Below are 24,883 nucleotides of genomic sequence, written 5' to 3'. Positions count from 1 at the left end.
GGAGCGCCTGCGCGCTGCGCTTGGCCGGGATTTTACTCACATATCAATGTCATCCCGGCCTTGAGCCGGGATCTACCCGTTTCATTTCTGTGATCAGAACAGAGCGGTTCCGGTAGATCCCGGATCGCTTCGCGTCCGGGATGACGAGCGGAGGTGTGAGAGCAGGCGCTAAGCCGCCGCCGCGTTCTGCTTGCGCAGCTTCCAGAACCGCAGGGCGCGTTCGGCCTGTTCCGGTTCGAGGGCTTCGTAGATGGCGCCGATTTCGCGCGCATCATTGAAGGCGTTCTCCGCCGCCTGACTGCGCAGGACGGCGAGGGTGACGAACAGGGCTTTCTCGATGCCCGCCGCCTTGCAGATCAGCGCCAGACCGTCCGGGCTCTTGTGCTCGAAGGCGCGTTTGGCGGTGAAGTAATCCACACCCGTCAGCTCCGCGAAGCCAAGGGCGCAATGGACGGGCTTGCGTTCACGCAGCAGGCTGACCAGCAGGGAGCCGTCGAGTTCCTTGCGCACGCGCTTGGAGGCGATGTAGCGCTGGGCTTCCACGAGGGCCTTGTCCTCGGCCATGCGCTTTTCCAAACGGGCCTGGGAGGCGGCCAGCGCCGCTTCCAGAACGCCCGGCTCCAGCGTTTCAAAGCGCTGGCTGATCTTGTCACGCAGGGTGCGGCTGACCACCACCATCAGGTCGTTGAGCAGGTCGGCGGGGGCGTCGCCGCGTTCCACGATCGGCGCCTGCAGGATTTCGCTGTCCTCGGCGCGGCGGGCCACTTCTTCATAGGTGGAGCGCGACAGCTGGGCGCCTTCGTTGCGGATCAGGGCGGCGACTGAGTGGTCATCGCCCTTTTCCACGATGGCGTGGGACAGGCGTTCAGACACGGACTCACGCCGGGCAATGGCCTGGATATGGGCCTGGCCGGTTTCGTGAACGATGGTGACGAGGTCCTCATCGCTGAGCACGGACGAGCGCGACAGAATCGGCGCCGCGACTTCGATGGCGTCCTTGGCCAGTTGCTGGATCAGGCCCTTGGGCGCAAACGGGGCGTCGGCGAACCGATCAGCCAGCTCGGCGCGGGCGTCCTGAGCGGTTTCATTGGCGAGGGTGCGCAAAATGTCGTCGAACTGGCCCTGCGCGGCGGAGTCGCTGGCGGGAGGCGCATCGAAGAACAGGTCCGTCACCTCGCGGAGCAATTCGCGGCGGCGATCAGACGATTTTTCTTTCGCAAGTTCGGTCAGCTTGTGCAGCTTGGACGAAACCGACATCCGGGCCTCCGCAGTGATGGCGGTATTCTGCGACGCATGATGTAAAGAAAGCGTGCCGCACCTTGGTTAACGCGTCGTTCAACCGTTCTTTTTCACCCGCCTCCGGCGAGTTCGTTTTCCGCATGGTAGGGGGTGTCGGCCTGTCGGGGCTGGGGTGTGAGCGCAGCGCGTTCCCGCGCGCTGGGCGCCCGCTCGGCGCCCGCCTCGATCCGGGCGGCCAGTTCGGGGGATAATCCGGTGACTGCGCCGGGGGCGTATTGGCTGGGGCCGGCAATGGGGTGAAGTTCGCAGCGCGCCGCGCGGCCGATTTGTGTCGGGCGCCAGGTCCAGGCCTGACATGGCTCGTTCAGGGCGCACGCGCTGATGCAGGCCTCCACGCTTTGCGCCGCCGCGCCATCCAGCCGGATCAACACCCCGCGCCGGGCGTGATCGGGGGTCAGGGCGCCGGGGGGCAGCGCAGTCGGATCGGGCGCTGCGGTTTGCAGCATCAGGGCGAAGACAGCAATCATGGTTGCGAATATGACATCACGACTTTGACAAACCGTTGCGCCGGCCCAAGCGCGCGGCTAACCAAGCGCGATCCATACCAGAGAAGAGCCTGTCATGAGCGACGCGTCGGCCGAGACCTCCAAGAACGCCCTGGAACGCCTGCTGGAGAGCGCGGCGTTCCGCAACACCATCACGGCGCTGATCCTGATCAACGCCGCGATCCTGGGGCTTCTGACCTATAACTTGCCCGCTTCTGTGGCGACGGTTCTGGCTTATGCCGACAAGGCGATCATCGCGGCGTTTGTCGTGGAGATTGCGCTCAAGCTGGTCGTCTACCGCCTGAATTTCTTCAAGTCGGGCTGGAACTGGTTTGACTTCACGGTCGTGGCGATCTCGCTGGTTCCGGCGGCGGGCGCGTTCACCGTGCTGCGGGCGCTGCGCGTGCTGCGGTTGTTCCGCCTGTTCTCGGTGATCCCTGAAATGCGCTCGGTCGTGGAAGCGCTAGGCAAGGCGATCCCGGGCATGGGCGCCATCATGCTGGTTCTGGGCGTGATTTTCTATGTCGCCTCGGTGATGGGCGCGAAGCTGTTTTCGGGCACGCATCCGCAGTTTTTCGGCGACCTTGGCGGCTCGGCCTATACCCTGTTTCAGGTGATGACGCTGGAAAGCTGGTCCATGGGGGTGGCGCGTCCGGTGATCGCCGAGCACCCTTATGCGTGGATCTATTTCGTCGGCTTCGTGATCGTGACGAGCTTTGCGGTTCTGAACCTCTTTATCGCGGTCATCGTGGACTCCATGCAGTCCAAGCATTTCGACGCCGAGACCGAGCGCCAGAATGTCGCCCATGACGAGCGCGAGGTGTTGATCCACGAAATGCGCGCCATGCGTGAGGAGATGCATGAAATGCGCCTCCTGCTGGCGGAAAAAACCGGGGCGGATCAGTCGTCTATGCCGTCCTTGAGCGATTCAAACCGGGCGGACAAAGCCGAATAATACGCCGCCAGAGCTTCCTCGCGTGCGCCGCGCCTTTGCGGCGCCGGAGCGGAGAGGGGGGCGGCGGGCAGACCCTGATGGGCTTCCGTCATGAAGCGGCGCCAGATCTCGGCGGGCAGTTGTCCGCCCGTCACATCGGCGGTCGGGGTGTCATCGTCATTGCCGACCCAGACGCCCGCCACCAGCTGACCCGTATAGCCCACAAACCAGGCGTCGCGGCTGTTCTGGCTGGTGCCGGTCTTGCCGGCGGCGCGGCGGCCATTGAGCTGGGCGCGTTGACCCGTGCCGTCCTGTATGACGCCCTGCAAGAGCGTGGACATCCACTGGGCCTGCTCGGGATCGATCACCTGACGGCCCTCGGTGGCTTCGGGCGCCTCGTAGAGCAGATCACCGCGCGAATTGCGCACCTCCAGCACCAGAACCGGGTTCGGGCGACGACCGTCATTGGCGAAGACCGCATAGACCCGCGTCATGTCGATCAGGCGCACGCCCGAGGCGCCCAGCGACAAGGCGGGCACAGGATCAAGCGCAGTGGTGATCCCCAGACGCTGGCCCATTTCCGCCACGGCGTCCGCGCCCACCTGGGCGCCCGCCTGGGCGGCGACCGTGTTGATGGAGCGTTTCAGGGCGTCGGCGATGGTGATGCGGCCGCGATAATTGCCGCCATAGTTCTCCGGGCTCCAGCCCTCGATCTCGATGGGCTCGTCATTAAACGCGGTGGAGGGCTCCATGCCCGCCTCGAACGCGGCGGCGAAGACCACGGGTTTGAAGGCGGAGCCGGGCTGGCGGCGGGCCTGCACGGCGCGATTGAACTGGCTTTCGGCATAGTCGCGCCCGCCCACCATGGCGCGCACCCGGCCTTGCGGGTCCATCGCTACCAGCGCGGCTTCATCGGCGTTGCGCGCTTCGGCCTGCAAATCCATCACGGCGGCGACGGCGCGCTCGGCGGCCTGCTGGGCGGTGACGCTGACCGTGGTGCGGATGACAAGGTCGGGCGTATCCGCTGCATCGCCCAGATGCTGACGCGCCTCGGCCAGCGCCTGGTCAAAGACATAGCCAAAGGCGCCGGGCTCGAAACTTTCATCCCCGGCGGCGAGTTCAGCGGGCGTGTCGATTGCGTCCTGATAGGCGGTCTCGTCGATGAAACCGGCGTCGAGCATGTCGTAGAGCACTTCAGCGGCGCGGGCGCGGGCGGCGGGCAGGTTCGAGGTGGGCGCCAGCCGTGAGGGCGCCTTGGGCAGAGCCGCCAGAAGCGCCGCTTCAGACAGGGTCAGCTCACTGGCGGGCTTGTTGAAATAGCGCCGCGCGGCGGCTTCCACGCCATAGGCCTGATCCCCGAGATAGACCCGGTTGAGATAGAGCTCGAGGATTTCCTGCTTGGTCAGAATGTTCTCAAGCTCGGTCGCGATGCGGATTTCCTGGATCTTGCGCCGGACGGTGCGTTCCGGGCTGAGAATGAGGTTCTTCACCAGCTGCATGGTCAGCGTCGAGCCGCCCTGCACCAGATGCCCGGCGCGCACATTGGCCCACATCGCGCGGGCGAAGCCGCGCTCGTCAAAGCCGTCATGCTCGTAAAAGCGCCGGTCCTCGACCGCCAGAAAAGCCTGGGGGACGTGATCGGGCAACTCGTCCAGCCGGACCGGGCGGGCGTAAAGCGGCCCGCGCTGGCCCAGAATCGCGCCATTTTCCGCCAGCACCGTCACCGCAGGCTCGCGCCGCACGCTCCACAACTCCTGAGCGGTTGTTGGCACATTCGGCAAGTCGTGGTAGGCCCAACGCCAGAAGGCGATCCCGCTGATCAGCCCGACCAGGATCACGATCTGCGCGGTGATCAGGGCGACAAGGCGCCAGCGGGATTTCAGCCGGGTCCATGGGGAGGGCTTTTGATCGGCACGAAAGGTGATGGCAGGCCTCAATAGGTTTGCCGCCCTCTGGGGCGTTTTTGGGAATGATCTCAAGAACAGCTGATCACGGCTAAATTCAGGCGATGAGCGATACTCGTCCTTTCTACGAACGCAAGACGCTTTCTGAAATGAGCGTGAGTGAATGGGAGTCCCTGTGTGATGGCTGCGGCAAGTGCTGCGTCGTCATTCTGGGCGATGAGGACGACCCGGACACCTTCTGGCGCACCAATGTGGGCTGCAAGCTCCTCGATCTGAACACGATCCGTTGTTCAGATTACGCCCATCGCCAGTCAAAGGTTCCCGGCTGCGTGCGGTTGAGCCCGGACAATATCGCCCAGCTTAAATGGATGCCTGAAACCTGCGCCTATCGCCTGCTCAATGAGGGCAAGGATTTGCCCGACTGGCATCCGCTGGTCTCCGGCGACCCCAATAGCGTCATCGAGGCGGGGCATTCGGTCAAAGGCACGCTGATCAGCGAGAATATCGTTCATGAGGACGATCTCGAGCACCATATCGTCGCCCGTCAGGACGCAAAGCAGGAATAAGTCTGCGCCAATCCCGCAAGTGAAACACAAAACACGCTGACGCTTTCGGGCGTTGGCGGTTTTTGTGCGCGATCAATCCGACCGGGGCGGTCAGGTGCTAGTCTTCAGGCATGGTCGAAATGAACCGAAGGACGTTCTGCCCGGAGCCGAAACGGACGGGCGGAAAACGGTTTGACTGGGTCGCCATTCATGAAGGCTGGCGGGCCGGGCAAACCGCAGAAACCCTGGCTGAGGCCCATGGGCTGAAAGCCAATACCATCATCGGAAAATGCGTCTGGATTGACCAGTTCTTCCCGCCCCCGGCGCCCGCGCGCCTGATTGCGGAGCTGAACCGGCGTCTGGAACAGGCGATGTCCCGGCTGGATGAGGGCGATGCGGCGCAGGCGGAAAAGCAGGCCAGAACCATCGCCGCGCTGATCCGCGCGGGGCGCGAGCTGAAGCAATGGAGCGAGACAATGAGCGAGCAGAAGACTGGCGGCATGCCCGCCGCACAGGCGGAGGCGCCCCAAGGTGAGAAACGAGATTACCACGCCGAGCTTGAGCGCCGACTTACTCGTTTACAATCGCACCTTCTGTCCAAAGACATGGGTGAGCAAGCTGAGCGAGAGCGAGGCGCAACATCTGGTCGATAGCTGGGCGTTCTGGGCGAGGACTGAGCAGAAACCGCCACCGGGTGACTGGCGCATCTGGCTGTTTCTGGGCGGCCGGGGGGCGGGCAAGACCCGCGCTGGCGCCGAATGGGTGAGGGCCCAGGTGAAGGCGGGCTGCAAGCGCATCGCGCTTGTGGCGCCGACCTTTTCCGATGTGCGCGAGGTCATGGTGTCCGGCCCGTCAGGCTTTCTCAATATTGGCGAGGACGATGACCGCCCCCGCTATGAAGCCAGCCGCCATCGTCTGATCTGGCCCAACGGGGCGGAGGCCTATGGCTTCTCATCCGAAGATCCGGACGGTTTGCGCGGACCGCAATTTGATTGCGCCTGGGCGGATGAGTTCGCCGCCTGGACCCGGCCGCAGGAAACGCTGGACATGCTGGGGCTGGGTCTGCGTCTGGGCGAAGACCCCAGATTGATGATCACGACGACGCCCAGGCCCCTTCCGGCGCTAAAGGCGCTGCTCAAACAAGCGGGCGTGGTCATGACCCATGCGACGACGGACGCCAATGCGGCCAATCTGGCGCCGGGCTTTGTCGCCGCGATGACCGAGCGCTATGGCGCGTCGCGCCTCGCGCGGCAGGAGCTGGAGGGCGTTCTGATCGACGATCCAGACGGCGCCGTGTGGACACGGGGCCTGATTGATCAGGCGCTAGGCCTGCCCGCTTTTGAGCCGGAGCGCGTAGTGGTGGCGGTGGACCCGCCCGCGAGCGCCACAGGAGACGAATGCGGGATCATCGCGGCGGGTGTGAGCGGTCAGGGCCGCGACGCCCGATTGGTCGTGCTGAAGGATATGAGCCAGCAAGGTCGCCCTGAAGTCTGGGCGGCCAAGGTGGCTGAAGCCTTTGAGGCGGTGGATGCAGACTGGGTGGTGGCCGAGGCCAATCAGGGCGGGGACATGGTCCGCGCCGTGTTGCAGGCCGCAGCCCCCGACCTGCCGATCAAGCTGGTCCATGCCAGCCGCGGCAAGCGGGCACGGGCCGAACCCGTCGCTGCGCTCTACGCCAAGGGCCGCGTGCGCCATGCCGGGCGCTTTGCGGTGCTGGAAGACCAGATGTGCGCCTTTGGCGCGCCCGAACAAAGCGGCAGTCCGGACCGGGTGGACGCCCTTGTCTGGGCCATCGCCGCCCTGACCCCAAACGCCGCCAGCCCCAGGCTGCGGCGGCTTTAAACCCACAGGAGAACGCCATGCTCAAGCAATGGCTGGGTCTCGGTCGCAAGGCGGCCGGGCGAACCCTTGCGCTCGGCTTCGGGACGGGGGCGAGCTGGAGCCCGCGCGGCTATGCCGCTTTCGCGACCGAGGGCTATGCCCGCAACGCGGTCGCCCATCGCTGCGTGCGGCTGGTTGCTGAAGCGGTCGCCGCGGCGCCGTTCAAGGCGGCGCAAGGCCCGGCGGGGGAGGCGGCCTTGACGCTTCTGACCGCGCCCAATCCCGACCAGTCCGGCCCCGAACTGATCGATATGGTCCAGAGCCATCTTCAGGTGGCGGGCGACGCCTATCTGCATCTGACAGGGTTTGAGACCGGGGCGCCGTCGCTGTATGCGCTGCGGCCCGATCGGGTGCGGGTGATGACGGGGCCGAAAGGCTGGACCGAGGGCTGGGAATATCGCACCGCCACGGGAGCAGAAGTGTTTCAGCGTGATCGCGCCTCGGGCCGCTCTCCCATCCTGCACCTCAAACGCTTTCACCCCACCGACGACCAGTACGGCCTGTCGCCCATGGAGGCGGCGGCGCGCGCCGTCGATGTGCACGCCGCAGGCGGCGCCTGGGCGAAGGCGCTCTTGGATAACGCCGCGCGACCCTCGGGCGCTCTGGTGGTGAAAGCGGGAACCGACGGACAGGGGCGTCTGACGCCGGACCAGTTCGAGCGCCTGAAAGGAGAGCTGGAAAGCCTTTATACCGGCGCCGAGAATGCCGGGCGGCCTCTGTTGCTGGAAGGCGGGCTCGACTGGAAGCCGATGGGGCATAGTCCTGCCGAGATGGATTTCATCGAGGCGCGGCGCGAGGCGGCGCGGGAGATCGCGCTGGCCTTCGGCGTGCCGCCCATGCTGCTGGGGCTGCCGGGCGACAACACCTATTCGAACTATCGCGAAGCCAATCAGGCCTTCTATCGCCAGACGGTGCTGCCGCTGGCCAAAACCTGCGCTCTGGCGCTCAACCGCTTTCTGGCGCCCTGGCTCGGCGCGGACCCGAAGCTCTGCGTGGATGAAGACGGCTTGCCCGCCTTTACCGAGGAACGCGCGGCGCGCTGGGCGCGGATCGCGGCGGCGGAGTTTCTGTCAGACGTGGAAAAGCGATCATTACTGGGTCTCGCCCCGCAAGGAGGCGCGCAATGACCGACGCGTCCCACTCGATCAGCCCCTGGCGGCTGGATCGCTCGATCACTTTGGGCGTCATTCTGGCGCTGACGCTGCAGACCGCGGGCGCCCTGATGTGGGCCGGGGCGGCGAATGAGCGCCTCGATCAGCTTGAAACCCGCGCCGACGCCACCGCGCCCGTAGCCGAGCGGCTGGCGCGGCTGGAAGCGCACGCCGCCTATTCCCGCGCGGCGCTGGAACGCATCGAGCGTCGGCTCGAACAGGACTGAGGTCCGCCCCTTCTAACAATGGAGACGCCGATGCAGGCGCTGAACCGCTCTGGCGAGACGCTGGAGGTGGCGGGCTATGCCAGCCTGTTTGATATCGAGGATCAGGGCGGGGATCTCGTCCGCGCCGGGGCCTTTGCAGAGGGGCTGAAGGCGCGAGGCCCGACCGGGGTGCGCATGCTGTTCCAGCATGACGCGACCGAACCCGTCGGGGTCTGGGACGAAATCACCGAGGATGGCCGCGGGCTTTATGTCCGCGGCCGCATTCTTTCGACCGCCCCGCGCGGCAAGGCCGCGATGGGGCTGGTGGCCGAAGGGGCCGTGGACGGCCTCTCCATCGGATTTCGCACGATCCGCTCCGCCCCCCGACCGGGCGGCGGGCGCGATCTGTTGCAGCTCGATCTGTGGGAGGTGTCGATCGTGACCTTCCCCATGCTGGCTCAGGCGCGCTTGCGCGTTGTGGAGCCCAATAAGACGCGGCTCTCCGCGTCGGCGGCCTGACCGCCTTTTCTCTTCATGACCAGAAAGGACATTCATGAGCCGGGAAACCAAGATGGCGGTTCCCTCCGCCGAGACGCGCGCCGCCATGGCCGACATGCTGGCCGCGTTCGAACACTTCAAAGAGGCCAATGACCAGCGGCTGGATGCGCTGGAATCCAAAACCGGCGCTGATCCGCTGATCACCGAGAAGGTGGACCGCATCGATGCCGCGCTCGATGAAGCCAAATCGCGTCTGGATCGTTTGAGCCGGGAAGCGGCGAGGCCGGATCTGTCGGGCAGCGGGACGAAAAGCGCGGGCTGGGGCGACTTCCTGCGTACGGGCTCCGCGCTCGCGCTGGACCAGAAAGCGCTGTCGGGGCAGTCCGGCGCTACGGGCGGCCATGTGGCGCCGGCGGAGCTGGAAACCCGCATCGAGCGCCTGATCCGGGAAGTGAGCCCGATCCGCGCCATCGCCACGGTGAAGCAGACGACGTCGCATACCTTCCGCAAACCCGTCAGCGCGGGCGGGGCCACCGGCGCCTGGGCGGCGGAGACGGCGAGCCGGCCCGAAACCGACGCCTCCTCGTTGGAGCTATTGGAGTTTCCCACCGCTGAGCTTTACGCCATGCCCGCCGCGACGCCGGCCATCCTCGATGACGCCATGGTCGATCTTGAGCAATGGCTGGCCGAGGAAGTGCGCGATGTGTTCGCCGAAGCCGAGGGCCGGGCGTTCGTGTTGGGCGATGGCGTGAACAAGCCGCGCGGCTTTCTCGATTACACGAAAGCCGAAGTGGGCACGGAAAGCTGGGGCGAGCTGGGCTTTGTGACCACGGGCGTGTCGGGCGGATTCTCCGCCTCTGATCCCGCCGACGCGCTGATTGATCTCATCTATGCGCCCAAGACGAGCTATCGCGCCAAGGGCCGGTTCGTGATGAACCGTTCGACGGTGTCTGCGGTGCGCAAGTTCAAGGATGCGGATGGGCAATATATCTGGCAGCCCGCCCAGAGCGCGGGCCAGTCCGCCAGCCTGATGGGCTATCCCGTCACCGAGGCTGAGGACATGCCCGATATCGGCGTGAACAGCTTCTCGATTGCGTTTGGCGATTTTGAGCGCGGCTATCTGGTGGTGGACCGCCAGGGCGTTCAGGTGCTGCGCGATCCCTATTCCGCCAAGCCCTATGTCCTCTTCTACACCACCCGCCGTGTCGGCGGCGGCGTGCAGGATTTCGACGCGATCAAGCTTCTGAAATTCGCGGCCTGATCGAGCCTGCTCTCCCCCACCTCAAAGCCCCGGCCACCGCGCCGGGGCTTTGCTTTTTGAGGGGCGTTCAGGTTGGCGTGTTGAGGTCTTTTTCCAGCGAAGTGCGAATCCGGTCGTCGAGATCAGGCGAAATGAGCTCGTCTCTGCCCTGGTACAGATAGGCCCTGGCGCGGCTGTAGGCCTGCGAACCGAAGAAGAACAATCCGGGTGCGCCAATCAGGAGCTCAACGAACACCAAATAGGTGAGGGATGCGAACAGGCTCGTCTGGAGCCAGCCGGAAAGCAGAAGGGCCAGGGTCAGGAAGACCACAGGACCAAGCCCGAGCGACACCAGAATAGCCAGGAGCAAGGCTCTGTCTTTTGCCTTGTTGAGCGTCAGCTCCGGCTCGGGTTCTCCTGCAAAGAGGCGCAGAATGACCTGCAGTCCCTGATCCAGTCTGAGCAGCCTGTATATGGCTCCCAACCCGATGACGAACGCTGCAAAGCCAACAATGACGACCGCTTCGATCTTGACGTCCTGAGCAAAGGCATAAAGGGCCCCCGCCGCCACAAGGGCCATGGCCAGAAGGGTCACACCGGCTTCAATCGCCGTCGTCAGTAATAACCCGAGATAAAGCCGCATCGGCTTGGTCTCCATTCCAGGGACATCCCATGACACTCGAACTCACTGCGGCTCCCGCAGCGGAGCCTGTCAGCGTGTCTGACGCCAAGAACTGGTTGCGGATCAGTCATGCGGCTGATGACGCTCTGATTTCATCTCTTCTACGCGCCGCACGCGAGCATGTCGAAACCCGAACAGGGGGGGTGCTGATCACACAGAGCTGGCGCGAGCGGCTGGAGGACTGGCCGCGCGACCGGCTGAGCGCATCCGGGCTGGCGGTTCAGCTCAAGCGGGCGCCGCTGATTAGCGTTGAGGCGGTCAGGGTGCGAGGCCGTAACGGCGCACTGACTGACTGGGACCCGGCGGAATACCGTGTGGAGACGGGCGAGCCGGGGCGGCTGGTCGCCATCCTCCCCTTCGCCTTGCCTCGGCCAGACGTTCGCGGCGGCGGCATCGAGATCGATTTCACCGCCGGCTATGGCGAAACGCCCGACGACGTGCCCGCACCCCTGCGCGCGGCGATCCTGCATCTGGTCGCGGCGAGTTATGGCGCAGATCGCGGCGAGGGGGGCGAGACGCCACCTGCGCCGGAGATCGTCGACCGCCTGCTCGCGCCCTATGAACGGGTGCGGCTATGAGTGCGGAAGCCGCTTTCCAGAGCGGACTTCTGGACCATTTGCGGACGGATGCGGGTGTTGCGGCTGTTCTGGGTGAGCGGGTGTTTGACCTGCCGCGCTCGGGCGTGCGCTATCCCTTCCTCTATCTGGGGCGCGTTGAAAGCGACGCTGCAGACGCCAGCGAAAGCCGCCTGATCGAGCTGCGCCAGACCCTTCTGATCCGAGGGCGACGCGATGACGCCGAAGCGATCAAACAGGCGCTGGGCGCGATACGGGCGGCGCTCGATGCGGCGCCGCTGGCGCTGGCCCCGCCCTATCAGGCGATCCACGCGCGGGTCGTCTACGCCGATCTGTTCTCAACGTCCGACAGCCGCGCCCTGCAAGGGCTGGTGCGGGTGCGGGCGCTACTTCAAACACAAGGAGACACGCCATGACGGCGCAGGCGGGCAAGGATGTCTTGCTGAAAATCGGCGATGGCGGATCGCCCGAAAACTTCACCACGCTTGCAGGTTTGCGGGCGAAAACGCTTTCCCTGAATGCCCGGGCGGTCGAAGTGACCCATGCGGACAGCCCGGGGCGCTGGCGCGAATTGCTGGATGGCGCCGGGGTGCGTCAGGCGGCGATATCCGGCGCGGGCATTTTTGTGGACAGCGCGGCGGACGAGACCGTGCGCGGGGTGTTCTTTGATCAGGCCAAGCGCAGCTTTCAGGTGATCGTGCCGGATTTTGGCGTCATCGAAGGCCCGTTCCTGGTGACGGCGCTGGAATATTCCGGCCGCCATGATGGCGAGGCGAGTTACTCGATCTCATTGAGTTCCGCCGGGGCGCTGAGCTTCACGCCGCTATGACGTGCGGTCGTTGATCCGGCGTTGGCGCTGGCGATCCTCAAGATCATTGAGGCAGGCGCGATAGGCGTCCGGATTGCGCAATTCCTCGCACTCATCCTCGGCCCGCTCGTCATAGACCTCTTCAAACACGCTTTCACAACCGCACAGAATAAGCGGCGAGGCGAGGGCGAGAACGGCGAGAGCGCGGCGCATGGATCATCCTTGAGCTGATGGGATGCGTTGAGCCTAAACCCGAAGTCTGGGGCTTTCACATGACAATCTCTCAACCTGGAACCGTCTCCGCCCGACTGGGTGAGACGGCGGTTCGCTTGCGCCTGTCGCTCGCCGCCTTGATGGAAATCGAACAGGCTCTAGGCGTGTCCGGTCTTGATGCGCTGGCGGCGCGGTTTCGCGCCCTGACGGCGAGCGATCTGAGCGCAGTGCTGACTGCCCTGTTGCGGGCGGGCGGGCATGAGGATGCGGACGCACTGGCGCACACCGCCGCGCCGACCGAAGCCGCGCAGGCGGTGCTCGCCTGCTTTGATGCGAACCTCAAATGAGCGCGCGCTGGCAAGGCTCGTTCGCGCTGGGCGTTCTGCGGTTTGGGCTAAACCCGGAGGCGTTCTGGCGCCTGTCGGTTCTGGAATGGCGGGCGCTGTGTTCGGCCTTGGCGCCGGGCGCTGCGCCGCCGCCGGACCGGAGCGCGCTGGACACGCTGATGCGGCGTTTTCCCGATGGAGTGAAGAATGACGGATACGTTTGACCTGTCCGAGCTGGCGTCTGGCGCCAGCACGGCGCGCAGCGAGCTTAAAGAGACGGCGCGCGAAGGAACGCTCGCCGCGCAAGCTCTCTCAGAGGCGTTTGAAAGCGCCGGGCGGGATATCGCCAACAGCCTTGAGGGCGCGGCGCGTTCAGGGGAATTGAGCTTTACTGCGCTCGCTGAACAGATCGCGCAGAGCTTTGCGCAAATCGCGCTCGATCAGTTCGTCCTGCAGCCCGTCTCCGGACTTCTGGGCAATGCGGCGAGCCTTCTGGGCGGGGTGCTGGGCCAACGCGCCGAGGGCGGCCCGGTTCTGGCGGGAGAGCGGTATCTTGTCGGCGAGCGGGGGCCGGAAGTGTTCACTCCCGCCCAATCGGGCGCGATTTCGACGCTGGGGTCCGCGCCCATTTCCATCACCATCAACACACATGGCGCACCGCTGGACAGCGTGCGCCGCTCTGAAAGCCAGATCGCGGCGGCGGTGGCGCGGGCGGTGCAGCGCGGCGGGCGTCAGCTATGACCGGGTTTCATGATGTGCGCTTCCCGCTGTCGATCGGGCTCGCCGCGCGCGGCGGGCCGGAACGGCGCACTGAAATCGTCACCCTCAATTCAGGCCGTGAGGAGCGCAACGCCGTCTGGCGTGATTCCCGGCGGCGCTGGGATGCGGCGCCGGGGGTAAGGTCGCAGGCGGATCTGGCAAAGTTCGTGGCGTTCTTTGAGGCGCGGCGGGGGCGGCTTCATGCCTTCCGCTTCACCGATCCGTTTGATCACAGCTCTGGGACTTCCGGGGCGGCGCCCGGCCCGCTCGATCAGGTCATCGGGACCGGGGATGGCGCAACGGACCGCTTTCAACTGTCCAAAGCGTATGGCGATGCGGCCAATCAATGGCGGCGCCCGATCACCCACCCCCAGCCTGACAGCGTGCGTGTGGCCGTGGATGGGGTCGAGACCGGGTATGAGCTTGAACCGGAAGGCTGGATCAAGTTCGAGACGCCGCTCGCAGATGGCGCGCTGATCACGGCGGGGTTCCGCTTTGACGTGCCGACGCGGTTTGACGCCGATCAGATCGAGGCGAGCCTTGAGGGCGGCGCGGCGTTGATCGCGTCGGTTCCCTTGCTGGAAGTCCGGCTTTAGGGCTGGACAGGCGCGTCGTTCATCGCCCTCATGAAGCAATACTCTGGGGAGGATGACATGATCAGCACGATTGCCGCTTTTGCCCTGCTTCAGGCTACGCCTGAGGCGCAAGCCGTGGAGGCGTTCGAGGTTCAGGGCTTTCGCAGCCAGATCATGGTGGAGATTGATGCGCCGCGCGCTGAAGTGTTTGACGCCGCGACCGGCGATGTCTCGCCCTGGTGGGATCACACCTTCTGGCCGGGGCCAGCGGAGCTGGTGATCGAGCCTGAAGTGGGCGGCCTGTTCTATGAGCGCTTTGAGGCGGGGGAGCCCGATGGCGTGGTCCATGCGCGGGTGATCTTCGTTCGGGCGCCTGAACAGCTTCGCCTTGATGGCCCGCTGGGGCTCAGCGGCCGGGCGGTGCAGCTGGTGTCGAGCTGGACGCTGGAAGAGGGCGAAAACCCGGAGCAAACCCGCTTCACCGTCGATCTCGCAATCACGGGCGAGGTGGATGAGGAGCTGGCGGGCATTGTCCGCCGCGTCTGGGTGCATTTCATAGACGGTCGTCTCAAACCCTATATGGAAGCGGATTGTCATCTGGAGCCTGAGGCGCCCTGCGCGGCGTTTGAGGAATAAGGTTTCTCCCGCGCCTTCGCGCAGGGGATTTTCCCTGTCCTCCTTCACTCCGTTCTGTCGGTCCTCGCTAAAGCTGTGGGCGGCCTTTGGCCTTGCGAGCCCGCTGGGCTCGGTTTTTCAGTTTCCTCGCTTCGCTGCGGGCGCGCGGTCGCGCTTGCGAGCCTTTCAGGCTCGGGGTGCTCAATCTGAGACGTTGATGTGTTTCCACCCCGGCCCTGCGCCGGGGTTTTTTGTTGGAGGTCGCATGATCGACATTCCACCCCTCTTGCAGGCGAAGCTCGATGCGGGCGTCACGACCCTGTGCTGGGTCTGGATCCTGACACGCCGGGACGGCATGAGGTTCGGCTTCACCGATCATGATCAGGCGCTGGAGCTAGAGGGCGTAAACTGTGAACCTGCCTCAGGGTTTTCGCATGGCGATTTGCGCAGCGAGACGGGCGGCGCGCCCGCCCGCGGCGCCGTGTTTGGTCAGCTCGACTCCAGCATCATCACGTGCTCCGACATCGCCGCGGGCGTCTGGGACGGTGCGGGGCTTGTGCTCTACCGCGTGGACTGGTCCGAGCCATCGCTGTTCTGGCGAGCCTTTACAGGCGAGCTTGGGGAAATCCGCTATGGCGATCAGGGTCTTGAAGCAGATGTTTCAGGTTTGAGCGCGCGTTTGAACCGCACCATCGGGCGGGCCTTTTCACGCCTGTGCGATGCGGAGCTGGGGGATGCCCGCTGCGGTGTCGATCTGGGCGCCGCCGGGCGCCGGGTGGAGGGCGCCGTGTCTGAACAGATCACGGCGCGGGCGTTGAGGATCAGCGGGGCGGACAGTCTGGACGCGTCCGCGCTGATCCACGGCGTGTTGAGCTGGCCGGGCGCGAGCTGGCCTGATCAGCGCATTGTGTCGGCGCGCATTGAAGGCGCCGCACAGGTCATTGAGCTTGAGGCCGCCATACCTGAGGGCGTGACGCCTGGGCAGGCGGTGCAGTTGAGCGTGGGCTGTGACAAGCGGTTCGAGACCTGCGCCACCCGTTTTTCCAACGCGCTGAACTTTCGCGGCTGCCCGCACATGCCTGGCAATGACGCCCTGATCCGGCCCGTGAGCGCCCGTCGATGAGGACGGAAGTTCTGGCCGAGGCGCAAAGCTGGATAGGCACGCCCTATCACCATCAGATGAGCGTCAAAGGCGCAGGGTGCGATTGTCTGGGGCTGGTGCGCGGGGTGTGGCGGGCGCTTTACGGGCCGGAGCCGGAAGCCTTGCCGCCCTACGCGCCGGACTGGTCTGAACGCACCCCAGTCGACACGCTCAGCGAGGCGGCAGGGCGCTGGCTGGTTCCGCTTGATGCGTCTCAAGCCCAACCCGGCGATGTGCTGTTGTTTCGTTATGCGACGAACGGCTTTGCGCGCCATTGCGCCATCCTCTCCGCGCCCGACCGCATCCTGCACGCCTGGCGCGGGCAGAGCGTGTGCGAGACCACGCTGGGGTCGTTCTGGCGGCGCCGGATTTCGGGCGCCTACGCCTTCCCTCAACATTAGAGCGAGGACCTTATGGGCCAGCTTCTTCTGACCGCCGCCGGACAGGCGGGGGCGTCCTTTCTGCAGGCCGGTGTCTCCACGCTCCTCGGCAATCTGTTTGCACCCGACCGCGAAGGCCCGCGCCTTGACGGGCTGAGCGTTCAGACCTCGACCGAGGGCGCCTTCGTGCCCATCGTCTATGGCCGCATGCGTCTGGCCGGGCAGGTGATCTGGATGGGCCCCGTGACAGAAAGCGCGCGCACATCTGGCGGCAAGGGCGGGCCGGAGCTGACCGAGTATCAGTATGCCGCGAGCTTCGCCGTGGCGCTGTGTGAAGGCCCGATCGCGAGCGTGGGACGCATCTGGGCGAATGGCGAAATCCTGAACCATGACGCCGCGGTGATGCGGCTTCATAGCGGAGCCGAAGACCAGGCGCCCGATCCGCTGATCGAGGCGGTGGAGGGGCAAGCGCCCGCCTATCGCGGGCTCGCCTATATGGTGTTTGAGGATTTGCCGCTTGATGCGTTTGGCGCGCGGCTTCCCAATCTGAGCTTTGAAGTGCTGGGCGCGGGGGCTGTTGAGAGCGAAGAGCCGCAGCTCGAGCAGCTGGTTCAGGGCGTGTGCCTGATCCCGGCCTCGGGCGAATTCGCCTACGCCACCGAACCCGTGTTTCGCGAGGTGCGCGAGGGCGAGGAGCGGGCCGAGAATGTCCACACCAGCCGCGCCTTCACCAATCTCGACGCGGCGCTTGATGATCTTGCCGCGCGCCTGCCGAACGTGACATCGGTCGCGCTGGTCACGAGCTGGTTCGGGACCGATCTGCGCTGTGACCAGTGCCAGATCCGCCCCGGCGTCGAGACGCGCGAGAAGCGGACGCGGCCTTTAAGCTGGCGCGCGGCGGGGCTGGATCGGGCGAGCGCGCATCTGGTGTCGCAGAAAGAGGGCGCTCCGGTCTATGGCGGCACGCCGTCAGATGACACGATCATCGCCTGCATCCGCGCGCTCAAACAGCGCGGCTATCAGGTCACGCTCTATCCCTTCATCCTGATGGATATTCCGGGCGAGACCGTGCCCGGCGATCCGCATGGCGGCGGCTTTCAGCCCGCCTATCCCTGGCGCGGTCGGATCAGTTCGAGCCCGGCGCCGGACCAGCCGGGAAGCCCGGACCAGAGCATGGCGGCGCATGCGCAGATCAACGCCTTCTTTGGCGGCGCGAAGGTGGCGGACTTCTCTCTGAGCGGGGATGAGGTGCGGTATGCGGGGGCCGAAGACTGGGGCTTTGACCGTTTCATCCTGCACCACGCCATGCTCGCCAAAGCTGCGGGCGGGGTGGAGAGCCTTTTGATCGGGTCTGAACTGGTGGCGCTCACTCAGGTGCGCTCTGACCGGACAAGCTATCCCGCTGTCGCGCGCCTCAAAGCCCTGGCGGGAGAGGTGCGCACACTGGTCGGGGCGGGGGTGAAGCTCTCCTATGCGGCGGACTGGTCTGAATATGCCGGTCATGCGCCCGGCGACGGGTCGGGGGATCGCCTGTTTCATCTCGATCCGCTCTGGGCCGATCCGAATGTGGATTATATCGGGATCGACTGGTACGGGCCTTTATCGGACTGGCGCGAGGGCGAGGCGCATGCGGACGCCGCCGCGGGCTCGATCCATGACCGCGCCTATCTGAGCAACAATGTAGAAGGCGGTGAGGGCGGAGACTGGTATTACGCCAACGAGGCGGATCGTCAGACCCAGCTGCGAACACCCATCATCGACGGCGCATATGGCGAGGACTGGATCTGGGCCTATAAGCGCCTGGCTGACTGGTGGTCGAACCCCCATCATGACCGGGTGGGCGGGGTGCGCGCCAGCGCGCCGACGGTCTGGACGCCGGGAATGAAGCCGATCCGCCTTGTGGAGCTGGGCTGCCCGGCGGTCGATAAAGGTTCAAACCAGCCCAATGTTTTCATCGATCCCAAGAGCGCGGAAAGCCGCGCGCCGCATTTCTCCAATGGCGCCCGCGATGACCTGATCCAGCGACGCTATATCGAGACAGTGCTGGATTATTGGGCGCCTGATGAGGGCCATAACCCGGTCTCGACAGTCTATGGCGGGCCGATGCTGGATGTGGCGCGCAGTCATGTCTGGTGCTGGGACGGGCGACCGTTTCCCGAGTTCCCGACCCGTGAGGATGTGTGGAGTGATGGCGGCAACTGGCGGCGCGGGCACTGGCTGACAGGGCGCGCGGGACAGTCCGCGCTGGGCGCGGTGGTTCAGGACGTGGCAAGGCGGGCGGGGCTTGAGACGCTGGACGTGTCGGCTCTGGATGGCGTGCTGGCGGGGTTTGTGATCGACCGGCCCCGGCGCGCGCGCGATGTGATCGCCTCGCTGTCGGGCGTGTTTGGCTTCACCCTGACCGATCAGAGCCGCGGGCCGGTCTGCCTGCCGCTTGCGCCGCGCGGCGCCGCGACGGTTCTCAGGAACGACGATCTGCCCGAGGGGGCAGACGGATTTGTGATCACGCGCACGCCACCTGAAACCGCGCCTGCCGATGCGCAGCTCACGCTGATTGGGGATGAGGGCGAGTACGCCCCCGCGTCGGTCAGGGCGCAAGGTCTGGACCATCTGACCCATGGCCTTGTTTCACTGAGCGCGCCGGTGCTGGCGGATCGCCAGCAGGCGCAGGACTGGGCAAGGGGGTTGCTCAATCGGGCAAGGCGCGAGGGTGAGAGTCTGAACGCGGCCCTGCCGCCGTCACTGGCGCGGCTGGAGCCGGGCGATCCGGTGAGGCCTGCAGCGATGGGGCCGGTCTGGCGCCTGGACGCGCTCGAAGGCGGCAGTGTGCGTCAGGCGCGTTTGGGACGGACAGACCCCGGCGCCGCCCCGGTCTCGGGCCCCGAGCCGCAAACGGGCGCCGTGCCTGCACCTGCGCCTGCCGGTCGGCCACTGGTGCGGCTTCTCGATCTGCCGCTTGAGCCGGATGCCGACAGCGCTCGCAACGGCCTTGTCGCCGCTGCGTGGAGCCAGCCCTGGGCGGGCGCTGTCCAACTCTACGCAGGCGCGGATGAGGACAGCGCTGAAGCCCGCGCCCGCCTTGTGGCCCCGGCCCGGACCGGAGAGTTGCTGGCGGATTTACCGGCGGGGCCGGAAGGGCGTTGGCGGCGGGACGCCGTCTTGCGTTTGCGTCTGACGGCAGGAGCGCTGGAGAGCCGTTCCCCTCTGGCCGTGTTGGCGGGCGCCAACCGTCTGGCGGTCGAGACAGAGGAGGGCTGGGAAGTCATCGGGTTCGAGTGCGCCGCGCTGGAGCCGGACGGGAGCTGGTTGCTGAACGGCTTGCTCCGTGGATTGGGCGGCTCGCCCCCGGCGGGTGCGCCAGCGGGCGCAGGCGTGGTCATTCTGGATCCGTTGCTCGAGGTACTGCCGGTGAATGAGGCCGAACGCGGCGCCGAGCTGAGTGTGATCGCCGTTCCTGAGGGCGCGCGACGCAGTGATGCGCGCGCCCGGCGTCTGACGGCGGTCTATGAGGGGCGTGATCTGCGACCCTTATCCCCGGTGCATCTGCGGCTTGAGAGACGGGCGGAGGAGATGAGGCTCGGCTGGATCCGCCGCACCCGGCTTGGCGGGGATCGCTGGCAGGGGTTAGACGTCCCGCTGGGAGAGGCGCAGGAGCACTATCAGGTGAGCCTGCAGGCCCCTGACGGGGATTTGATCGGGCAATGGATGTGCACAGCGCCCCTGATCGACCTGCCACGCGCTGACTTGCCCTCCGACCTTGCCGGTCATGTCTTTCAGGTTTGTCAGGTGTCGGAACGATACGGGCCCGGATTGGCGTCTGTCTTGCAGATGTGAGGCGGAACCTACAGATATGCGCCGGACGGGTGCGCCCTGACGCTCGCCCGACTGGCAATGGACTGCTATCACGACGGCCATGATGACTGACCCTTATGCGATTCTGGGCGTGTCCCGCACAGCGAGCGCCGACGAGATCCGGCGCGCCTACCGCAAGCTGGCGAAGGCCCTGCACCCTGACGCACGCCCCAATGACAAGGAGGCGGAGGAGAAGTTCAAAGAGGTCACCCAAGCCTTCAAACTGCTGTCTGATCCCGAACAGCGCGCCCGTTTTGATCAGGGCGAAATCGACGCGCAGGGTCAGGAGCGCCCGGCGTATCATTTCCGCTCACGTCCGGGCGGCGCTCCCGGCGAGCGCGGCCCCAGCGGCCGGTTCGAGGATCTGGGCGATCTGTTCTCTGACCTCTTCACTGATTTTGGCGGCGCCCGCTCGCGCGCCCAGCCCATGCGCGGCGCCGAGATCAAGGCGCGCCTGACCGTCAGCTTTGAAGAAGCGATGAAGGGCGCGAAAAAACGCGTCAGCCTGTCCAACGGCAAATCCCTTGAGGTGGGGGTGCCGGTCGGCGTTGAGAGCGGCAAGGTGCTGCGCTTGCGCGGGCAGGGGCATCCGGGACGCGATGGCGGCCCGGCCGGGGATGCGCTGATCGAGATCGTGATCGCGGATCATCCCTGGTTCCGGCGCGAGGGCGACAATATCCGCCTCGACCTGCCCATTTCGCTAAAGGAAGCCCTGTTTGGCGGCACGGTGCGCGCCCCGACGGTGGACGGTATGGTGGAAGTGCGCGTGCCCGCCGGCGCCAATTCCGGCGCCCAGCTGCGCTTGCGCGGAAAGGGCGCCCCCAAAAGCGAGGGCGGTCGGGGCGACCAGATCATTCGCCTGGTGATCGATGTGCCGCTCAATGATCCCGACCTTGAAGCCTTTATCGAAGACTGGAAACCGCCAGCCGGTTATGATCCGCGAAAGCGTTTCATGTCATGATGCGTCAACTTCGCGGCGAAACCCTGTCAGCGACGTTCAGCATGCGTTCAGCCCGGATCCGTCATTAAGCCTGTCATGAAACGAATTCTCACTCTTCTCCTGACGTTTGCCTGCGCCGCCGTTCTCGCGGATGCGCAGGCCTTCGCCAGCACACACAAGGATGCGGTTCACGCGTCCGCCCAGTCCATCGTGCCGGTCTCGGTCGCGGTGGCGGCGGTGCGTCAGGCGTATCCGGGTTCCGAGGTGCTTTCGCACCGGCTCGTGAATGGTGAGAATCCCTATTACATGATCCGGATTCTGACCCCGGAAGGCCGCCGGCTGGATGTGCGCGTGGATGCGATCTCCGGTCGGGTGCGGCGCTAGCGGAGGACGCTGAGATGCGAGCGCTTATTGTCGAAGATGATCCAGACCTGCGCCGCCAGCTGGCGGATGTGCTGACCCATTCGGGTTATGCCGTGGATACGGCAGCGGATGGCGAGGACGGCCTGTTTCTGGGCGAGACCGAGCCCTATGACGCGATCGTTCTCGATCTGGGTCTGCCCAAGCTTGACGGTGTGACGGTTCTGGAGCGTTGGCGCGATGCGGGCATGTCCGCCCCGGTGCTGATCCTGACCGCGCGTGATCGCTGGAGCGAGAAAGTCGCGGGCTTTGATGCAGGCGCGGATGACTATCTGACCAAGCCTTTCCATCCCGAGGAATTGCTGGCGCGATTGCGGGCGCTGACCCGTCGCGCGGCGGGACATTCCAGCTCGACCCTGATGTGTGGTGATCTGAGCCTGGACACGCGCGGGTCGCGGGTTTTCCTGGGCGACCAGCTGATCAAGCTGACCTCGCACGAATTCCGGATGCTGAGTTATCTCATGCATCACCGCGACCGGGTGATTTCACGCACCGAGCTGGTCGAGCATATCTACGATCAGGATTTTGATCGCGACTCCAACACGATCGAAGTGTTTGTCGGACGCCTGCGCAAGAAAATCGGCTCCAACCGGATCGAGACCGTGCGCGGTCTGGGCTATCGGCTGGTGGATCCGGGCGAGACCGAAAGTTCGGCGGCTGAGTGAGTGACGCGCCCACATCGCCGCCCCTGGTGACACAGGGGTCGATGGTGCGCCGTCTGGTGATGACGGCGCTGGGTTGGGCGCTCGTGCTTCTGGTGCTGGGGGCGATGTCCCTGACCGCCCTGTTTCGTCAGACGGTCCTGAGTGATCTCGAAGACCGTCTGGCCGGAGTGGCCGACGCCCTGATCGCCCATGTGGAAGTCAGCGGCGCCCTGACTTTGCGTCTGGATGAAGACCTGATCGATCCGCGCTTTTCGCAGACCTTTTCCGGGCGCTACTGGCAGGTGTCCCTGCCCGGGGCGCTGGATGTGGCGCCCTTACGCTCTCAATCTCTGGCCGATGTCTCACTGGCCGCGCCGGACAAGGCGTTGGGGGAGGCGCTGTCCACGCCGGGGCGGCCTGTCAGTTCGACGACCAAAGGGCCGGACGGAGAGCCCTTGCGGCTGGTAATCCGTGCGATCCTGATTGAAGGGGTCGAACAACCGCTTCTGGTAATTGCGGCTGAAGACCAGCGACCGGCCAATGCGCGCATCCTGCGGTTTGGCCTGGCGTCTGCGGGCCTGTTCTTCCTGTTCACGGTTGCTCTGGCGATCGGGGTCTTCGTTCAGGTCCGGGTGGGTCTGGCGCCGGTTCTGCGCATGGGGCGCGCGGTCGCGGATGTGCGCGATGGCCGGGCGGACCGGGTCAGCGGCGTCTATCCCGCCGAGCTGATCACGCTGGGCGGCGAGCTCAACAAGCTGCTTGATCATTCTCAGGAAGTCGTCGAACGCGCCCGCACCCATGTGGGCAATCTGGCTCATGCGCTGAAAACACCGCTGACGGTCCTGTCCAATGAGGCGCGGGATCAGGAGGGCGCGCTCGCCCGCCAGGTGGACCGGCAGACGCGTCTGATGTCCGAGCAGGTGGAGCACCATTTGCGCCGGGCGCGTGCGGCGGCCCATGCGCGCACCATTGGCGCTCGGGCGGCTGTGGACCGCACGGTCGACGATCTGGGCCGCACCTTGCAGAAAATCTATGGACGTCAGGGCATTACGCTTAGCTGGTCCTGTGAGGAGCGGGTCGTGTTTCGGGGTGAAAAACAAGACCTCGAAGAGCTTCTGGGCAATCTGATCGATAATGCCTGCAAATGGGCGGCGAGCGCGGTGACCGTGTCCGCCAGCCTGCGCGAGGGGCAGGTCTATCTGTGCGTTGAAGATGATGGACCCGGGCTGACGCCTGAGCAAAGTCAGGCCGTGCTGGCGCGCGGGGTCCGTCTGGACGAACAGGCGCCAGGGACGGGGCTGGGGCTGGCGATCGTGGTCGATCTGGCGCGGGCTTATGAGGGCGCCCTCGAGCTTGATCGTTCAGAGCTGGGCGGGCTGAAAGCCTGTTTGTGGTTGCCGGCGCTTGTGGAAAGCTGACATTAACCGCGTTCAGTTATCTTCATACTCAACGTGCTTGTCTTGGTGATCCCATGGGGCCGCTCTCCGCGGAGAAAGTCGAAAAACTGTCCATGCTGCTGGCTCACATGTCGGGTGAGCGGGTGGATAGTCTTGTCGATCTGGCAGCCGAAATTGATCCCGGCATGGCGCGCATGCTGGAATTCTGTCGCTATGGCGCGGATGGTGCGGCCTGCCGGCAGTTCTTCCTTCCCTTGAAAGACGCCATAGGCGACCGGACCGTGATCGAGCCGTCACGCGCCTTGATTCCCGAGGCGCTTCTGGTCCCACTGTGGAGCTGGATCCGCTCGGACCTGGACCCTGACGCAGCTGCGGCTGCGATGGATGCCGCGTCCACATTCTCAGATAACTTTGATAACGAGAGCCTGGACGAGGCGCGTGTGAGGGTGGCGCAGCTGATTGTCGAGACTGTGGATTCGCTCAAGGAAGAGCCCAAAGAAAACAAACGCCTTCGCCATCAGCTGGGCGTAAAGGACTTTGATGAAGTGCGCTCTGTCGCCGGTCTGCTGATGAGTGTGCCGGCCTTGCGCGAAGCACTCGATGGCTTGCCGGAAGAGATCGAGAAGATGGATGATGAGGTCTGCGCTGAGCTGCGCGACCGGTATGAGCAGGCCATCGAGGAACAGCCTGAATCCGGTGTCTGGGTGCTCCTGATGACCATGGCGCGGGTCCAGAAACCCTGGCGCATGCTACGCGTGTTCGAGCGTATCGCCCGGCGTGACGATGATTTCCTGCTGACCCATACGGATATGTCCAGCGTGGGTGAAGCGCTGCTGAGCGACGCCGAATTCTATCTCAAGGGCTTCAAGCTCACCCCCAAAACGCCCGATCAGGTGGCGCGCTGTGTGCAGGCGGTGACCCAGTTCGCCGCGGTCACCGTGGGCATGACCCGGGAGATCGGCATTCGCAAGGATGGCGCTTGGGGCAAGCGTCTGTTCGAGCTGCGCAACGCCGCCAGCCAGCAGATGGAGCTGATCCATGAAGAGGCGCGGCGGATGTTCGAGCATGCCTTGCCCGAGACAGGGCCAAGACGCCGCACGCGTGATATTCCCCATCCTGGCGATCCGGTCTTTGATGAGGCCGAAGCGGTCTGCGGATTTCTCTATCAGATCAAGGATGATGCGGCCCGCGCCGCTGTCGGCAACGCCCATGCCCATCTTCTGGAAGACTTTCGGGAAACCGCCGAGAAGCTGGGCGAGGATATTCTCGCGCGCTTGCGCCGCAATGTTTCTGATGACGAGGAAGCCGATCGTGTTCGCCTGCGCGAGGTGACCCGTTTCCTTGATGTGCTGGGCATGCGGGAGGCCGGTGCGGTGCTCCTGCGCCGAGCCGCCGCAGTTCAAGCGGCCTAAT

29 protein-coding genes are annotated in these 24,883 nt (G+C 65.3%); 24 read left to right on the top strand and 5 right to left on the bottom strand.

Annotation, left to right across the window (positions count from 1 at the left end; translation table 11 throughout):
• Positions 1 to 168: 168 nt before the first annotated feature.
• Positions 169 to 1,257 carry a DUF2336 domain-containing protein gene (locus ACFELO_RS09505; protein ID WP_440957528.1) on the bottom strand — a complete coding sequence of 363 codons (1,089 nt, stop codon included), beginning with the start codon at positions 1,255 to 1,257 and terminating at the stop codon, positions 169 to 171.
• A gap of 92 nt (positions 1,258 to 1,349) precedes the next feature.
• Complete coding sequence (locus ACFELO_RS09500) at positions 1,350 to 1,766, bottom strand: PAN domain-containing protein (RefSeq protein WP_440957527.1); 417 nt, start codon at positions 1,764 to 1,766, stop codon at positions 1,350 to 1,352.
• A gap of 94 nt (positions 1,767 to 1,860) precedes the next feature.
• Between ACFELO_RS09500 and ACFELO_RS09495 the strand changes: the two genes are divergently transcribed.
• Positions 1,861 to 2,739: an ion transporter gene (locus tag ACFELO_RS09495; protein WP_440957526.1), complete on the top strand. Its 879-nt coding sequence runs from the start codon at positions 1,861 to 1,863 to the stop codon at positions 2,737 to 2,739.
• Here ACFELO_RS09495 and ACFELO_RS09490 read toward each other — a convergent pair.
• Positions 2,685 to 4,655, bottom strand: coding sequence for a transglycosylase domain-containing protein (locus tag ACFELO_RS09490; protein ID WP_440957525.1), 1,971 nt, complete (start codon positions 4,653 to 4,655; stop codon positions 2,685 to 2,687). The genes ACFELO_RS09495 and ACFELO_RS09490 overlap by 55 nt on opposite strands.
• Positions 4,656 to 4,726: 71 nt before the next feature.
• Between ACFELO_RS09490 and ACFELO_RS09485 the strand changes: the two genes are divergently transcribed.
• The 7 genes from ACFELO_RS09485 (at position 4,727) to ACFELO_RS09455 (ending at position 10,164) form a co-directional block, all read left to right on the top strand.
• The gene (locus tag ACFELO_RS09485) at positions 4,727 to 5,188 is read left to right on the top strand and encodes a YcgN family cysteine cluster protein (RefSeq protein WP_440957524.1); all 462 of its coding nucleotides are present in this window, start codon (positions 4,727 to 4,729) and stop codon (positions 5,186 to 5,188) included.
• 119 nt (positions 5,189 to 5,307) lie between these two features.
• The gene (locus tag ACFELO_RS09480) at positions 5,308 to 5,820 is read left to right on the top strand and encodes a hypothetical protein (RefSeq protein WP_440957523.1); all 513 of its coding nucleotides are present in this window, start codon (positions 5,308 to 5,310) and stop codon (positions 5,818 to 5,820) included.
• The gene (locus ACFELO_RS09475; RefSeq protein ID WP_440957522.1) at positions 5,777 to 7,009 is read left to right on the top strand and encodes a DNA-packaging protein; all 1,233 of its coding nucleotides are present in this window, start codon (positions 5,777 to 5,779) and stop codon (positions 7,007 to 7,009) included. The genes ACFELO_RS09480 and ACFELO_RS09475 overlap by 44 nt, the downstream gene beginning before the upstream one ends.
• Before the next feature lie 17 nt (positions 7,010 to 7,026).
• Positions 7,027 to 8,175, top strand: coding sequence for a phage portal protein (locus ACFELO_RS09470; protein ID WP_440957521.1), 1,149 nt, complete (start codon positions 7,027 to 7,029; stop codon positions 8,173 to 8,175).
• Positions 8,172 to 8,426: a hypothetical protein gene (locus ACFELO_RS09465; protein WP_440957520.1), complete on the top strand. Its 255-nt coding sequence runs from the start codon at positions 8,172 to 8,174 to the stop codon at positions 8,424 to 8,426. The genes ACFELO_RS09470 and ACFELO_RS09465 overlap by 4 nt, the downstream gene beginning before the upstream one ends.
• A 30-nt stretch (positions 8,427 to 8,456) precedes the next feature.
• Positions 8,457 to 8,924: an HK97 family phage prohead protease gene (locus ACFELO_RS09460; RefSeq protein WP_440957519.1), complete on the top strand. Its 468-nt coding sequence runs from the start codon at positions 8,457 to 8,459 to the stop codon at positions 8,922 to 8,924.
• A gap of 34 nt (positions 8,925 to 8,958) precedes the next feature.
• On the top strand, positions 8,959 to 10,164 hold the full coding sequence (locus tag ACFELO_RS09455) for a phage major capsid protein (protein ID WP_440957518.1): 1,206 nt from the start codon (positions 8,959 to 8,961) through the stop codon (positions 10,162 to 10,164).
• Positions 10,165 to 10,231: 67 nt separating this feature from the next.
• On the opposite strand, the gene ACFELO_RS09450 is transcribed toward ACFELO_RS09455, so the two are convergent.
• On the bottom strand, positions 10,232 to 10,801 hold the full coding sequence (locus tag ACFELO_RS09450; protein ID WP_440957517.1) for a hypothetical protein: 570 nt from the start codon (positions 10,799 to 10,801) through the stop codon (positions 10,232 to 10,234).
• Between the two features lie 14 nt (positions 10,802 to 10,815).
• On the opposite strand from ACFELO_RS09450, the gene ACFELO_RS09445 reads away from it, so the two are divergent.
• The 3 genes from ACFELO_RS09445 to ACFELO_RS09435 are packed head-to-tail and all read left to right on the top strand — an operon-like array spanning position 10,816 to position 12,229.
• Positions 10,816 to 11,403 carry a head-tail connector protein gene (locus tag ACFELO_RS09445; protein WP_440957516.1) on the top strand — a complete coding sequence of 196 codons (588 nt, stop codon included), beginning with the start codon at positions 10,816 to 10,818 and terminating at the stop codon, positions 11,401 to 11,403.
• A complete protein-coding gene (locus ACFELO_RS09440) occupies positions 11,400 to 11,816 on the top strand; it encodes a DUF3168 domain-containing protein (RefSeq protein ID WP_440957515.1) in 417 nt (138 codons plus the stop codon). Before ACFELO_RS09445 ends, ACFELO_RS09440 begins: the two co-directional genes overlap by 4 nt.
• Complete coding sequence (locus ACFELO_RS09435; protein WP_440957514.1) at positions 11,813 to 12,229, top strand: phage major tail protein, TP901-1 family; 417 nt, start codon at positions 11,813 to 11,815, stop codon at positions 12,227 to 12,229. The genes ACFELO_RS09440 and ACFELO_RS09435 overlap by 4 nt, the downstream gene beginning before the upstream one ends.
• On the opposite strand, the gene ACFELO_RS09430 is transcribed toward ACFELO_RS09435, so the two are convergent.
• Positions 12,224 to 12,421, bottom strand: coding sequence for a hypothetical protein (locus ACFELO_RS09430; RefSeq protein WP_440957513.1), 198 nt, complete (start codon positions 12,419 to 12,421; stop codon positions 12,224 to 12,226). The genes ACFELO_RS09435 and ACFELO_RS09430 overlap by 6 nt on opposite strands.
• Positions 12,422 to 12,480: 59 nt before the next feature.
• Here ACFELO_RS09430 and ACFELO_RS09425 point away from each other — a divergent pair, with 59 nt between their 5' ends.
• From ACFELO_RS09425 to ACFELO_RS09365, 13 genes are all read left to right on the top strand, one after another.
• Complete coding sequence (locus ACFELO_RS09425) at positions 12,481 to 12,768, top strand: GTA-gp10 family protein (protein WP_440957512.1); 288 nt, start codon at positions 12,481 to 12,483, stop codon at positions 12,766 to 12,768.
• Complete coding sequence (locus tag ACFELO_RS09420) at positions 12,765 to 12,971, top strand: phage tail assembly chaperone (protein WP_440957511.1); 207 nt, start codon at positions 12,765 to 12,767, stop codon at positions 12,969 to 12,971. Before ACFELO_RS09425 ends, ACFELO_RS09420 begins: the two co-directional genes overlap by 4 nt.
• Positions 12,955 to 13,488: a phage tail tape measure C-terminal domain-containing protein gene (locus tag ACFELO_RS09415; protein WP_440957510.1), complete on the top strand. Its 534-nt coding sequence runs from the start codon at positions 12,955 to 12,957 to the stop codon at positions 13,486 to 13,488. Before ACFELO_RS09420 ends, ACFELO_RS09415 begins: the two co-directional genes overlap by 17 nt.
• Positions 13,485 to 14,102: a phage distal tail protein, Rcc01695 family gene (locus tag ACFELO_RS09410; RefSeq protein ID WP_440957509.1), complete on the top strand. Its 618-nt coding sequence runs from the start codon at positions 13,485 to 13,487 to the stop codon at positions 14,100 to 14,102. Before ACFELO_RS09415 ends, ACFELO_RS09410 begins: the two co-directional genes overlap by 4 nt.
• 57 nt (positions 14,103 to 14,159) lie before the next feature.
• Entirely contained in the window at positions 14,160 to 14,717 is a 558-nt protein-coding gene (locus ACFELO_RS09405; protein ID WP_440957508.1) for an SRPBCC domain-containing protein, read from the top strand.
• 244 nt (positions 14,718 to 14,961) lie between these two features.
• Positions 14,962 to 15,819: a DUF2163 domain-containing protein gene (locus tag ACFELO_RS09400; RefSeq protein ID WP_440957507.1), complete on the top strand. Its 858-nt coding sequence runs from the start codon at positions 14,962 to 14,964 to the stop codon at positions 15,817 to 15,819.
• Entirely contained in the window at positions 15,816 to 16,238 is a 423-nt protein-coding gene (locus ACFELO_RS09395; protein WP_440957506.1) for an NlpC/P60 family protein, read from the top strand. The genes ACFELO_RS09400 and ACFELO_RS09395 overlap by 4 nt, the downstream gene beginning before the upstream one ends.
• A gap of 12 nt (positions 16,239 to 16,250) precedes the next feature.
• Positions 16,251 to 20,051 (top strand): baseplate multidomain protein megatron, encoded by a 3,801-nt coding sequence (locus ACFELO_RS09390; protein ID WP_440957505.1) that lies wholly within the window; start codon positions 16,251 to 16,253, stop codon positions 20,049 to 20,051.
• A gap of 79 nt (positions 20,052 to 20,130) precedes the next feature.
• A complete protein-coding gene (locus ACFELO_RS09385; RefSeq protein ID WP_440957504.1) occupies positions 20,131 to 21,030 on the top strand; it encodes a DnaJ C-terminal domain-containing protein in 900 nt (299 codons plus the stop codon).
• Positions 21,031 to 21,105: 75 nt separating this feature from the next.
• Positions 21,106 to 21,393, top strand: a complete 288-nt coding sequence (locus ACFELO_RS09380; RefSeq protein ID WP_440957503.1) for a PepSY domain-containing protein — start codon at positions 21,106 to 21,108, stop codon at positions 21,391 to 21,393.
• A 14-nt stretch (positions 21,394 to 21,407) separates the two neighbouring features.
• Entirely contained in the window at positions 21,408 to 22,094 is a 687-nt protein-coding gene (locus ACFELO_RS09375; RefSeq protein ID WP_440957502.1) for a response regulator transcription factor, read from the top strand.
• Positions 22,091 to 23,491 carry a sensor histidine kinase gene (locus tag ACFELO_RS09370; RefSeq protein ID WP_440957501.1) on the top strand — a complete coding sequence of 467 codons (1,401 nt, stop codon included), beginning with the start codon at positions 22,091 to 22,093 and terminating at the stop codon, positions 23,489 to 23,491. Before ACFELO_RS09375 ends, ACFELO_RS09370 begins: the two co-directional genes overlap by 4 nt.
• A gap of 53 nt (positions 23,492 to 23,544) precedes the next feature.
• Positions 23,545 to 24,882 (top strand): hypothetical protein, encoded by a 1,338-nt coding sequence (locus ACFELO_RS09365; RefSeq protein ID WP_440957500.1) that lies wholly within the window; start codon positions 23,545 to 23,547, stop codon positions 24,880 to 24,882.
• Position 24,883: the final 1 nt, after the last annotated feature.

Origin of the sequence: Oceanicaulis sp. LC35 (genome assembly GCF_052055585.1) — a bacterium.
Lineage (GTDB): Bacteria > Pseudomonadota > Alphaproteobacteria > Caulobacterales > Maricaulaceae > Oceanicaulis.
This window is presented reverse-complemented; position numbering and strand designations above follow the sequence as displayed.